Origin of the sequence: Chryseobacterium lathyri (genome assembly GCF_019970085.1) — a bacterium.
Classification (GTDB): Bacteria; Bacteroidota; Bacteroidia; order Flavobacteriales; family Weeksellaceae; genus Chryseobacterium; species Chryseobacterium lathyri.
Map to the genome: position 1 here is coordinate 484641 of NZ_JAHXYG010000002.1, position 13245 is coordinate 497885.

General features: G+C 39.7%; 12 protein-coding genes. 6 read left to right on the forward strand and 6 right to left on the reverse strand.

The window, feature by feature from the left end; translation table 11 throughout:
* Nucleotides 1-2 precede the first annotated feature (2 nt).
* The 6 genes from tpiA to LC418_RS07645 all read right to left on the reverse strand — a co-directional run bounded on the left by tpiA (nt 3) and on the right by LC418_RS07645 (nt 5704).
* On the reverse strand, nt 3-764 hold the full coding sequence (gene tpiA, locus LC418_RS07620) for a triose-phosphate isomerase (RefSeq protein ID WP_111956156.1): 762 nt from the start codon (nt 762-764) through the stop codon (nt 3-5).
* A gap of 66 nt (nt 765-830) precedes the next feature.
* Nucleotides 831-2957 carry a S9 family peptidase gene (locus tag LC418_RS07625; RefSeq protein ID WP_223558644.1) on the reverse strand — a complete coding sequence of 709 codons (2127 nt, stop codon included), beginning with the start codon at nt 2955-2957 and terminating at the stop codon, nt 831-833.
* A gap of 27 nt (nt 2958-2984) precedes the next feature.
* The gene (locus LC418_RS07630) at nt 2985-3335 is read right to left on the reverse strand and encodes a tellurite resistance TerB family protein (protein ID WP_223558645.1); all 351 of its coding nucleotides are present in this window, start codon (nt 3333-3335) and stop codon (nt 2985-2987) included.
* A gap of 1 nt (nt 3336) precedes the next feature.
* Nucleotides 3337-4017: a DUF6058 family natural product biosynthesis protein gene (locus LC418_RS07635; protein ID WP_223558646.1), complete on the reverse strand. Its 681-nt coding sequence runs from the start codon at nt 4015-4017 to the stop codon at nt 3337-3339.
* Between the two features lie 4 nt (nt 4018-4021).
* Nucleotides 4022-5134, reverse strand: coding sequence for a BT_3928 family protein (locus LC418_RS07640; RefSeq protein WP_223558647.1), 1113 nt, complete (start codon nt 5132-5134; stop codon nt 4022-4024).
* A gap of 6 nt (nt 5135-5140) precedes the next feature.
* Nucleotides 5141-5704, reverse strand: coding sequence for a DUF1599 domain-containing protein (locus tag LC418_RS07645; protein ID WP_111956166.1), 564 nt, complete (start codon nt 5702-5704; stop codon nt 5141-5143).
* Between the two features lie 414 nt (nt 5705-6118).
* Here LC418_RS07645 and folP point away from each other — a divergent pair, with 414 nt between their 5' ends.
* The 6 genes from folP to ilvC all read left to right on the forward strand — a co-directional run bounded on the left by folP (nt 6119) and on the right by ilvC (nt 13237).
* Entirely contained in the window at nt 6119-7006 is an 888-nt protein-coding gene (gene folP / locus LC418_RS07650) for a dihydropteroate synthase (RefSeq protein ID WP_476727395.1), read from the forward strand.
* A 336-nt stretch (nt 7007-7342) separates the two neighbouring features.
* Entirely contained in the window at nt 7343-8215 is an 873-nt protein-coding gene (ilvE, locus tag LC418_RS07655; protein ID WP_223558648.1) for a branched-chain-amino-acid transaminase, read from the forward strand.
* 209 nt (nt 8216-8424) lie between these two features.
* The gene (gene ilvD / locus LC418_RS07660; RefSeq protein WP_223558649.1) at nt 8425-10107 is read left to right on the forward strand and encodes a dihydroxy-acid dehydratase; all 1683 of its coding nucleotides are present in this window, start codon (nt 8425-8427) and stop codon (nt 10105-10107) included.
* Between the two features lie 7 nt (nt 10108-10114).
* The gene (gene ilvB / locus LC418_RS07665) at nt 10115-11842 is read left to right on the forward strand and encodes a biosynthetic-type acetolactate synthase large subunit (RefSeq protein WP_223558650.1); all 1728 of its coding nucleotides are present in this window, start codon (nt 10115-10117) and stop codon (nt 11840-11842) included.
* Between the two features lie 19 nt (nt 11843-11861).
* The gene (locus tag LC418_RS07670; RefSeq protein ID WP_111956172.1) at nt 11862-12143 is read left to right on the forward strand and encodes an ACT domain-containing protein; all 282 of its coding nucleotides are present in this window, start codon (nt 11862-11864) and stop codon (nt 12141-12143) included.
* A gap of 47 nt (nt 12144-12190) precedes the next feature.
* A complete protein-coding gene (ilvC, locus tag LC418_RS07675) occupies nt 12191-13237 on the forward strand; it encodes a ketol-acid reductoisomerase (RefSeq protein ID WP_072922848.1) in 1047 nt (348 codons plus the stop codon).
* Nucleotides 13238-13245 lie beyond the last annotated feature (8 nt).

Below are 13245 nucleotides of genomic sequence, written 5' to 3' on the forward strand. Positions count from 1 at the left end.
ACCTATGAATTGAATCCCTCAATGATTTTAGAAAAATCCTCTAATTTTAAAGCCGCACCTCCGATTAATCCACCATCAATATCAGGCTGAGAAAAAATCTCTTTGGCATTATCCGGCTTCACAGAACCTCCGTAAAGAATAGAAACCTCGTCAGCAACTTCCTGTCCGTATTTTGCAGCGATGATACTCCTGATATGTGCGTGGATTTCCTGGGCCTGCTCCGGAGAAGCTGTTTCCCCTGTTCCGATCGCCCAAACAGGTTCGTAAGCGATCACCACTTTTTTGATCTCTTCCGCAGAAAGGGTGAAAAGAGCGACTTCAGTCTGGTTTTTTACTACTTCAAAATGCTGTCCTGCTTTTCTCTGCTCAAGCGTTTCACCATTACAATAAACGGGAATTAGACCTTTATCAAGCGCTAATTTTATCTTTCTGTTGCAGTGAGAATCTGTTTCACCGTGGTACTGTCTTCTTTCAGAGTGTCCGATCAGTGAACCGGTTACATCAATAGATTCCAGCATATCTGCAGAAAGCTCACCGGTATAAGCACCGCTTTCATGCTCGCTCATATCCTGAGAGAAAACACCGATTTCATCTTTTTCGAAGATATCTTTAGCCATCATCAGATATAAAGAAGGCGGCGCAATCCATACTTCGCAGTTGGTGGTGTTATTGTTTTTATAGCTCAGTAATTGAATCATCAACTGTTGTGCGTCAATGACATTTTTATTCATTTTCCAGTTTCCTGCAACTATTTTTCTTCTCATAGTCTTATTAAAATGTTATTTGTTGATATTATATTGCAAATTTATTAAGTAATAATCTGCACGATATTATTTAGTAATTCCCTCTAGTTTAAACATAAAAGCATACACCAGAGAAATATCCTTCAGATAATCAAATCTTCCCGATGCACCACCATGGCCGTAATCCATATCAGTTTTTAATAATAATACGTTTTTGTCAGTTTTCATATCCCTAAGCTTGGATACCCATTTTGCAGGCTCAAAATACTGTACCTGAGAATCATGCAGCCCTGTAGTTACCAAAATGTTAGGATAGTTTTTCTTTTCAATATTTTCATACGGTGAATATGATTTCATGTAGAAATATGCCTCTTTATTATTCGGATTTCCCCATTCATCATATTCATTGGTAGTCAGCGGAATACTTTCATCAAGCATGGTATTGACAACATCAACGAATGGAACCTGCGAAATAACGCCATTCCATAAATTCGGGCTCATGTTCGCTACTGCACCCATCAAAAGGCCTCCGGCGCTTCCGCCCTGTGCATAAAGATGTTTTGGTGAGGTATATTTTTCCTTAACAAGATATTCTCCGGCATCGATGAAATCGGTAAAAGTATTCTTCTTTTTCATCATTTTTCCGTCCTCATACCATTGTCTTCCCATTTCCTGTCCGCCACGGATGTGAGCGATGGCAAAAGCAAAACCTCTGTTCAGAAGACTCAGTCTAGTACTGCTGAAAGAAGCATCCATCGAGCTTCCGTAAGATCCATATGCATAAAGAAGCAGCGGACTGTTTCCATCCTTCTTGAATCCCTTTTTATAAACAATGGAGATTGGAATTTTCGTACCGTCTTTTGCCGTTGCAAAAAGTCTTTCAGTAGTATAATCATCTTTAGCATAACCACCAAGAACTTCCTGCTGTTTCAGTAATATTCTTTTACCAGTCTTTAAATCCTGCTCAAACTGAGAAACAGGCGTAATCATTGAAGTATACCCGAAACGGAAATTGTCTGTATCATATTCAGGATTTTCCAGTGAAGAAATGGTGTAAGCCGGCTCCTCAAATGTCAGTGCTTCCTTTTTACCGGTCTTTCTGTCATAAATAACCAATTGGGTAAGCCCGTTCTGTCTTTCACTGAAAACCAGATAATTTTTAAAGGCACTTACAGATTGCATTAAAACATCGCTTCTGTGCGGAATGAAATCTTTCCAGTTCTCTACACCTGTCTTATCCAAAGGAGTTTCTGCTATTTTAAAATTAAGCGCATCCTTATTCGTTCTGATCAGGAATTTGTCTTCCAAAGGCGTGATCGTATACAATACATTCTTCATTCTCGGCTGAAAAACCTTGAATGTTCCGTTGGGTTGGTCAGCATCAAGATATCTCGTTTCAGAAGAAGTGGTAGCACCGGAATAGATCAGAAGGTATTTGTGATTTTTGGATTTATATACTGAAATATAATTGGTCTTATCTTTTTCTTCGTAAACTGTCACATCTTTGCCTGGATCGGTTCCCAGCGTATGTTTCTTGATTTTCTCAGACAAAAGGGTTACCGGATTATTCTCTGTGTAAAAAATGGTTTTATTATCATTGGCCCATTCTGCGGAACCTTCTGTATTTTTAATGCCAAGATCGGTCGTTTTCCCGGTCTTTAAATCCTTTAAGAATAAAGTATACTGCCTTCTGGAAACATCATCAACACCATATACCAGTTTACTGTTGTCAGGGCTGATGCTGAAGCCTGTTGCAGAATAATAAGCATGTCCTTCCGCAAGCTTATCCACATCGAGAAGAATCTCTTCAGGAGCGGTAAGGCTTCCCTTTTTTCTGCAGTATTTAAAATATTGTTTTCCGGCTTCTGTACGGGTATAATAATAGTATCCGTTTTCAAAAACAGGTACAGATTCATCTTTTTCCTTGATGCGGGCTTTCATTTCCTGGAAAAGCTTTTCCCTGAAAGGTTCCGTGTCTTTCATCATGCCTTCCCAGTAATTGTTTTCGGCTTTCAGATAATCAACGACTTTCGTGGAATCTTTTCCCTTTTTAAAATAATCGATCATCCAGTAATAGGGATCGTTTACTTTATCACCATGAATTTCCCGGATATGTTCCTGCTTTTCAGCGATCGGAGCTTTAAGGGCAGGAAATTTTTGAGATTGTATCGTAGATGCGCTCATAATTAATATTCCCAGATAAAATTTTTTCATAGTATATTTTGCTTTTTGGGTATGGACTTATGCCAAATTCCACAGATTTTTCAGAAGCTTGTAGAAAGTATGCTCTTCATCGGTGACTTTATTGTCAGCTTTGATCAGTGTTTTAGCAAATTCTGCGAATTTTACGCGCTCCTCGGCTGTAGAATCATCAAAGAAACATCTTGCGTGGAATTCAAAGTGGTCTTTCCATTCTTCAGGTTGTAAAAGAGCCAGGGTTTCCAGTTCATTGTCAAGATTCATTCTGAAAGGAAATTCGTCCGCCATATACTGTTGAATCAGCATCCCTTCTTCAGGAGCAAATTCTCCGTCTACAGAAGAAAGAATCATTAAAAGATGATAGCCGGCGATTGATTTATTTGATTTTTGCATATTAGTAATTCTTTATTAAATGATCTAAATTATTTTGTTCTAAAATTTTATCGAGATATTTTCCTCTGCTGCTTGCTTCCCTTTGATAAGGTGCAAATTTTGAAGCTACTTCGTTAAACTCTTCATTTAATTTCATTAGCTCCTCTTTTTCATCATTGCTAAGTGTCTTTTGAGAAAACAGGGAATTGTATTGGATGAGTTTCTTTACAATAATTTCCTTTCTTACGATTTCTTCTTCAGTTGAATGGAGAGTACAGATTCCATAAATACCTTTACAATAAGCATCCCATTCATCCTCAAAAATTTCATTTATCTTTTGTTGATCTTCAAGATCATTTTCCGAAATATGATGATAAGCAAAATTTTTATCGGGATGCTTCATTAAGTCACGAATGAATTTCTCTTTAAATTCAGCTTTATATTGTAGAGAATTCTCCAGGTTTTTATGTTCCTGAATCAGTTGAATACAATTTTTACTGAAATATTTTTCAGTGATCTCACTTTGGAATTCATCATTCAGAGATGAAGTGATTTTTATATTTTGAGAAATCACATAAGAGGCATCCGGAACTAAATGGTTTTGAATAAGTATATTAAGTTCATCTTTGGTAATACCTGTTACAGCACATATATTATCTTCAGTAATGTAATTTTCGTTAATATATCTCAAATTCTTTTCCATGGCCTTATTTTATATAATCTTTTGCCGGTTGCTTGTCCACAATTTTCCCTTTCTCCAATATCAGTATAAACGGATTGCTTCTCGCGATTGTTTTGATAGCTGTTGCGTCCATCATAGCATTTTTAATGGTTTTAAAAGTGTTATGATCCGTAGAAACACCATAGATCACAGCTCCTTTTTGAGCATTCACTTTAGCTTCAACTTTTTTAATAAGATCAGCAGAAACTTCTTTTGGGTGATAAGAGAATACCAGAACAGCTTTCGGTGCATTGATGATTTCATCCGTCAAATCCATGCCCGTTGGATCTTCAATTTTGAATTTTACGATCTCGGATTTATACCCTTCTTTCGTCAAAACAGATTCATTTTTTCCTTCCTCAATTTTCCATGGAGAACCCTCTGCCCAGTATTTTGTTTCTTTAATATAATCGTCCTGATTAACCTTTAAAACTTCCCCCGTCTTCTGGTTTTTAAGAGAGTAAAAAGTCTTGTATTCTGAAGGATTTTTATTGATCTTTTCCTTTTCAGCTTTTATATTCGTCCCGATCTTATAATCCCGGAAATCGATTAGCGGTTCATGCATGATTCCCTGAGCCATAATGTAAACCATGATCACAGAAAAAAGGCCTAACAGAACATATCTGAACTTGTTGGAAGATTCTTTCGTACCAGTACTGCTGTATTCGTCTTTTTTACGGAATTCCTTTCTGTAAAGTATAAACAGGATAATGAGACCGGCAAGAAGCACAATGTCTTTAATAAAGCTCTGCCATGGCGTAAACTTTATCGCATCTCCAAAACACCCGCAATCTGTTACCACATTGAAGTAAGCAGAATAAAAAGTAAGGAATCCAAAGAAGATACAAAGGACAATTAACGCTGAAAGAGTGAACTTAAGCTTCAGTTTCAGCAACAGCATAAATCCTAGGAAAAGCTCCAGTACGACCACAATGATCGAGAAGAGAAGCGCGAATTTTTCCAGGAACGGCATATTGAAAACCGGTGGTGCAAAATATTCTTCCATTTTGAAAGAAAATCCTACCAGATCCACAGCCTTTACAAAGCCTGAAAGAATGAAGATAACAGCAATAATAAAGCGTAATAAACCTTTGATCATAGTATTTTATTTTTGAGTTTCGGAACTATTTTCTTTTTCAGAGAACTTGATCAGGCAGAAAACAGCGTAATTCAGCATGTCGAAATAGTTCGCATCCAGCCCTTCAGAAACAATAGTTTTCCCCTGGTTATCCTCAATCTGCTTTGTTCTCAGTACTTTTTGGTAAATAAGATCAGTGATGGAAGAAATTCTCATATCTCTCCAAGCTTCACCATAATCGTGATTCTTTTTTTCCATTAAAGCCTGAGCATCATTCGCATATTTGTCGTAAAGACTTAAAACCTCTTCCTTATTTTCATTAAAATCATTCGAAAGTCCTTTTTCAAGTTGAATAAGCCCGATAATAGAATAGTTAACGATCGCGATGAATTCATCCTCTTCACTTTCATCCACCATTTTTTTATCCGTCATCTGCAGCGTACGCACCCTGTTCACTTTGATGTAAATCTGATCCGTAATAGAGCTGGGTCTCAAAACCCTCCATGCTGCCCCGTAATCCTGCAATTTTTTACTGAAAAGATCACGACACTGACTGATCACTTTCCCGAACTGTACTGATGTTTTTGACATAAATTCTCTTAATCTCCCAAATATACGAATTCGGTTTTAGGTAGCGGGAATCGGGGATTGATTTTTGTCAGAGTTTGGGTTTTTTGGGTTGGAGAGTTTTAGAGGGGGAGAGTCGGAGGGTGAGTGGGTTTTATAGTTGTGGGATTCGGGATTCGGGGTGAGAGGATTTGAGAGTAGGAGAGTTGATTGCTGGTCGTCAGTTGCTGGTTTATTGCAAGGGGAATTTTGAAAGGAAGAGATTCTAAATTTAATTTCTATCTAAAAGAGTATTCGTTTCCGCACAAGCCCTTATCAACCAATAACAAACCAGCAACCAGCAACTGACAACCAGTAACTAGCAACTGACAAATAGCAACATTCCACAATAAGTCTTAATTTTGCAGGATATCATCACGTATCAATCATCAATAAGACATGCTTTCAAACTCCGAAACTCTCCGACCCTCAAACGCTCCGACTCTCAAACCTTTCCACTCTATTAACTGCAATGGAAGACTGGTAGAACTTGACATCCCAAAGATTATGGGTATCCTCAATCTTACCCCGGATTCCTTTTCAGACGGAGGGAAATTTAACAGTGAAAAATCAGCGTTGGAGCATGCAGAGACACTTTTGAAAGACGGGGCAGAATTCATCGACATCGGACCGCAATCCACACGTCCGAATGCTGAATTTCTGAGCAGTAAAGAAGAAATAGCCAGGATCGGAAACATAATTTCCCAAATCAAAAAAGAATTTCCGGAAGCATTGATATCGCTGGATACGTTCTATGCTGAAACCGTGAAATTTGGGTTTAATGAAGGAATTGACATGATCAATGATATTTCAGGCGGGCAGTTTGATAATACCATGTTTGAAGTTGCGGGTGAAACAAAACTTCCCTACATCCTGATGCATGTGAACCCATCTTATGAGACGATGCATGACAAAGTGAAATTTGAAGATATTACACTGGAAGTTAATCGTTATTTTTCTAAAAAGAGTACTGAACTTCTCGAAAAAGGAGTAAAAGATATCATCCTTGATCCCGGTTTTGGTTTCGGAAAAACGGTGGAAGATCAGATGAAAATGATCAATGAAACAGAGTATTTGGGTTTTGGGCGATTCCCTTTACTGATCGGTATTTCCAGAAAATCATTTATCTATAAGCCGCTTGGGAAAACTCCTTTGGACATTAATGAGGAAACGCAGAAACTTCATAGGACAGTTTTGGAACAGGGAGCTAAAATCCTGAGAGTACATGATGTGGCTGAAACCGCAGTAACCATCAAACAATTTTGCGAAAAAAATAAAAAGTATTAAAAAAGCTTGCTCAATATTAAAAAATGAATACATTTGCAGTATGAATTTTACAAATCAGAAAAATATTATTGTCATTTCTAGCATTATTGTTGTGATTAACAACAGTACAGAAGCGGCATTGTAAATATTTTAATTAAAATTATATAAGCCGTTTCATATTGAAGCGGCTTTTTTTATTTCAGAATTTATGTATCAGTTATTAACAGTAATTATTATCGTCATTATTATTCCCTTGCGTTGGTGAGAAGGATAGAGTATGACTGTACATATTTGAGCCCTCTCACATCGTGAGAGGGCTTTTTTTATATCCATTTGTTAATTTTTAAACCCTATACAATGTATTACAACGACAAAACTATCGTGTATTTTGATGGAAACTTCCTCAAGGCCGGAGAGGCCGGAATGGATCTTTACGGACAATCACTTCATTATGGTTATTCCGTTTTCGAAGGTATAAAATCCTACAATACGGATCACGGAACCAGAATTTTTAAAGCAGAAGAACATTATAAAAGGCTGAAAAAATCAGCAGAACTGATGTACATCCCGTTTGATTATTCAGTCAGTGAGCTTACAGATCTCACCTATGAGCTTTTGGAACGTAACGGGTTCAGCGATGCTTATATCCGCCCACTGGTAACTTGTTCGCCGAATATGTCCCTTTCAAAAGGAAAAAAATCCTACCTCTCTCTGCTTGCCTGGGAATGGAGCAACGGCTATCTCGCAGACAAAATGAAAATCATGACCTCAGGTTTTCAACGTCCAAATCCTAAGGCCTTTAAAGTGGAAGCCAAAGTAGGTGGCCACTACGTCAATTCTATTCTCGCCTGTCAGGATGCCAAAGACAGAGGTTATGACGAAGCTCTTTTGCTTGATGAAAACGGAAATGTCGCTGAAAGCTCAGGAGCCAATATATTCTACGAAAAAGGCGGAACATTATTTACGCCCGCAAAAGGGAGCATACTGCCGGGCATCACAAGGCAGACCGTGTTTGAAATATGCAGTGAATTGAATATTCCCGTTAAAGAAACCTTCTTTAAACCTGAAGACATGAGAGGAGCTGATGCCGCTTTCTTTTGTGGTACAGCAGCTGAAATTGTAGCGCTGGATTCTTTGGATGATGTTCCTTTTACCAAAAACTGGGAGGATACAGCAAGTGGAAAAGTACAGCAGGCCTATCAGAAACTGGTAAGAGTTCTGTCATTGTAAATATTTAGAATTTAAATGATTGATTTACAGTTGTTTATTTCTGTTTTTCAAACAGTTGAATATTGTAGTTTTCATAAAAGTGAAAATAAAAAAGAGATTACAAGCTGTAGTTTTGGACCAAAATTAAGTAAAAGCTTCAGTGATGAATTCCAAAAAAATGAAATTATTGATACACACAGAGAGGATAAGAACAGCAAATGCAGGATAATATGTTAAATAAATATTCAAAAACATTCACACAAAACAGCGAACAGCCCGCCGCAAAAGCAATGCTTTACGGAATAGGTTTTACAGAAGAAGATATGCACAAGGCCCAGATCGGTATTGCCAGTATGGGATATGACGGAAATACCTGCAATATGCACCTCAATGACCTGGCTAAAGTGGTAAAAAAAGGAACCTGGAACCATGGTCTTGCGGGATTAATATTCAATACCATAGGCGTAAGCGACGGGATGAGCAATGGCACAGACGGAATGCGGTACTCACTGGTAAGTCGCGATGTGATCGCAGACAGCATAGAAGCGATCTGCGGGGCACAGTATTATGACGGAATTATCGCATTACCTGGTTGTGACAAGAATATGCCGGGAACCATTATCGCCATGGGAAGGCTGAACAGACCATCCATCATGGTCTATGGAGGAACAATAGCTCCTGGGTGCTATAAGAACGAACCGCTTAATATCGTTTCGGCCTTTGAAGCTTTAGGAAAAAAAATTGCCGGAGAAATTTCAGAAGAAGATTTCAACGGAGTGATTAAAAATTCCTGTCCGGGAGCAGGCGCATGCGGAGGAATGTACACAGCCAATACCATGTCATCAGCCATAGAAGCTTTAGGAATGAGCCTTCCGTACTCATCTTCCAATCCCGCACTAAGTGAAGAAAAACAGAATGAGTGTCTTGAAGCAGGAAAATATATTAAAATATTACTGGAAAAAGATATCAAACCATCTGATATCATGACCCGTAAGGCCTTCGAAAATGCGCTTCGTCTGATCATCATTCTTGGAGGCAGTACTAATGCGGTTCTGCATTTTATAGCAATGGCAAAAAGCGTAGGCGTTTCTGTTACTCAGGATGATTTCCAGAAAATGAGTGATATCACACCGGTATTGGCAGATCTTAAGCCAAGCGGGAAATACCTGATGCAGGATCTTCATAACCATGGAGGAACACCCGCTGTCATGAAGTATTTATTGGAAGAAGGCTTACTGCATGGTGACTGTTTAACGGTTACCGGAAAAACCATCGCTGAAAATCTTGAGAATGTTCCAAGCCTTGATTTTACAAAGCAGAAGATCATCAGACCCTTATCCAATCCGATCAAAGAAACTGGACATTTAAGAATATTGTACGGAAACCTCGCCGAGAAAGGGAGTGTTGCGAAAATCACCGGAAAAGAAGGTGAAAAATTTTCAGGAAAGGCAAGAGTATTCGATGGCGAAAAAGATCTGATCAAAGGAATTGAAAACGGAAGAGTTCAGCACGGAGATGTCATTGTCATCCGTCATGAAGGCCCTAAGGGTGCACCGGGAATGCCGGAAATGCTGAAACCTACCAGCGCTCTTATTGGAGCGGGCTTGGGTGGAAGTGTTGCTCTGATTACCGACGGAAGATTCAGCGGTGGTACTCATGGATTTGTGGTGGGACATATTACTCCTGAAGCCTATGAAGGCGGTCTGATTGCTTTTGTGAAAGATAACGATCTTATTGAAATCGACGCTATCAACAACACCATACAGCTCAAAGTTTCCGAAGAAGAAATTGAGCAACGAAAGAAAGGATGGCAAAAACCTGAACTTAAAGTAAAAAAAGGATTGCTGTACAAATATGCACTCACCGTATCATCAGCTGCAGAAGGCTGTGTAACAGATGAAATCACTCAATAAAAAGACAATGAAGAATCTAAATGTATCCACAGAAACAGAAATCAGCGGCAGCCGGATCATCCTTGAAGCATTTCTTCAGGAAGGGGTAAAAACAATATTCGGATATCCGGGCGGAGCCATTATCCCAATCTATGACGCACTTTACGACTATAAAGATCAGCTTGAGCATATTCTGGTCCGCCATGAGCAGGGAGCAGTCCATGCAGCACAGGGGCTTGCCAGAGTATCCGGAGAAGTGGGAGTGGTATTAGCGACAAGTGGTCCGGGAGCAACCAATTTGGTGACAGGATTAGCTGATGCCCTGTTGGATAATACACCTATTGTATGCATTACGGGACAGGTTTTTGATCATCTTCTGGGAACCGATGCGTTTCAGGAAATCGATGTCATGAATGTCACCAGCCCTGTTACCAAGTGGAATTATCAGGTAACCGATGCCGATGAACTTCCGGAAGTATTGGCCAAAGCGTTCTACATTGCAAGATCAGGAAGACCCGGCCCGGTATTAATTGATGTTACGAAAAATGCCCAGTTGCAAAAGGTGTTCAACAGAGGTTACACACCTTGTGATTCTTTGAGAAGTTACAGACCCGATCCGGTTCCCCATATGGATGCTATTGAAAAAGCTTCTTTTCTCATTAATAATGCAGAAAAACCATTCATCATTGCCGGACAGGGGATTATGCTGGGAAAAGCAGAGAGTGAGTTTTTACAGTTTGCTGAGAAATCAGGAATTCCGGTAGCATGGACGGTCTTAGGAATGAGTGCGATCCCAACGGACCATCCACAGTCTGTAGGAATGGTAGGAATGCATGGAAACTATGGTCCCAATATCCTTACCAATGAATGTGATGTATTGATTGCTGTAGGAATGCGCTTTGATGACCGTGTGACCGGAAGACTGGATCAATATGCGAAACAGGCGAAAATCATCCATCTGGATATTGACAAAGCAGAAATCAATAAAAATGTAAAAGTTGAGGTTCCCGTTCTCGGAAACTGCAAAGAAACCTTACCACTTTTAACACAGCTGATAGAACCGGGAGCGCATACGGACTGGCATCAAAAGTTTAAAGACTGCTATGAAATTGAACATCATCAGCTGATCAGCCACGAATTATATCCTTCTGAAGGTGAAATTACGATGGGAGAAGTGATTCGGCACCTGAATGATATGACTCAGGGCGAAGCTGTGATCGTAACGGATGTAGGGCAGCATCAGATGGCTACCTGCAGATATTCATCCTTTAAACATTCCAGAAGCAATATCACCAGCGGAGGACTAGGAACCATGGGATTCTGCCTTCCGGCTGCAATAGGAGCCGCTTATGGAGTAACCAACCGTCCTGTTATTGCGGTGATGGGAGATGGTGGTGCACAAATGAATATCCAGGAATTGGGAACACTGATGCAGTATCAGCCCGATATTAAGATCTTGATTCTTAATAACTGCTATCTGGGAATGGTAAGACAGTGGCAGGAACTTTTTCACGAGGAAAGATATTCCTCGGTAGATATTCAGAGTCCGGATTTTGTACAGGTAGCCAAAGGATATAAGATCCCGGGAAGAAAAGTGACGGAGAGAGAAGAACTGGAAGCAGGACTCAGTGAAATGCTTCATCATAAAGGAGCCTTTCTGCTTGAAGTCATGACCGGGAAAGAACATAATGTTTTTCCAATGATTCCTCAGGGAAAAAGCGTATCAGAGATCGTATTGACCAACAATAAGACATAACAATTTAAATAGGAAAAAGATGAATTCAGAAAACAAGGAATACACCATAACAGCCTACACAGAAGATTATCTGGGGCTGATCGGCAGGATCAATGCTATTTTTTCAAGGAGAAGAATCTCTATTGTGAATTTTAATGCAGGGCCTTCCGATATTGAAAAAGTAAAAAAGTTTGTCATCGTTATCAGGGAAACTGAAGAATCTGTACAGAAGATTACCCGGCAGATGGAAAAACAGGTAGATGTTCTTGAGGTTCATTACCATAAAAATCCATACCTGACCGCAGCTGCACACGCAAGCTGAATAAAGCAACAATCAAATATCATTAACAACATATAAAAATTTAAAAAATGGCAAAATTGAATTTTGGCGGAGTAGAAGAAAATGTAGTAACAAGAGAGGAATTTCCATTAGATAAAGCTCAGGAAGTATTAAAAGATGAGATCGTAGCGGTGATCGGCTATGGCGTACAGGGGCCGGGACAGGCACTGAACCAGAAAGACAACGGGATCAATGTGATTGTGGGCCAGAGAAAAAACTCAAAATCATGGGATAAGGCTGTAGCAGATGGATTTGTACCCGGAGAAACCTTATTCGAAATAGAAGAAGCTCTGCAAAAAGGAACGATTATTTGCTATCTCTTGAGTGATGCGGCCCAGATCGAATACTGGCCGAAAGTAAAACAGCATCTTACTCCCGGAAAAGCACTGTATTTTTCTCACGGTTTCGGAATTACCTTTAATGAAAGAACAGGAATTATTCCGCCGGCTGAGGTTGATGTGTTTCTGGTTGCCCCTAAAGGATCCGGAACCTCACTGAGAAGGATGTTTCTTCAGGATCGTGGATTGAACAGTAGTTTTGCTGTATACCAGGATGCCACCGGAAAAGCAAGAGAAAGAGTAACTGCATTGGGAATAGCTATCGGAAGCGGGTATTTATTTGAAACAGATTTTAAAAAGGAGGTGTTCAGCGACCTTGCGGGAGAAAGAGGAACATTAATGGGTGCCGTACAGGGAATATTTGCCGCCCAATACGATGTGTTGAGGAAAAATGGGCACAGTCCTTCCGAAGCATTTAACGAAACAGTTGAAGAACTTACACAATCATTAATGCCATTGGTTGCAGAAAACGGTATGGATTGGATGTATGCGAACTGCAGCACCACAGCACAAAGGGGAGCATTGGACTGGTGGAAACGTTTCAGAGATGCTACTTCCCCATTATTTGAAGAATTGTATGAAAGTGTTGCCAAAGGAGATGAAGCCCAGCGTTCCATCGACAGCAACAGCAAACACGATTACAGGGAAAAACTGGAAGTAGAACTGACTGAGCTTAGAGAAAGCGAAATGTGGAGAGCAGGGAAGACGGTCCGCAGTCTCAGACCAGAGAACAATTAATCAAGAAA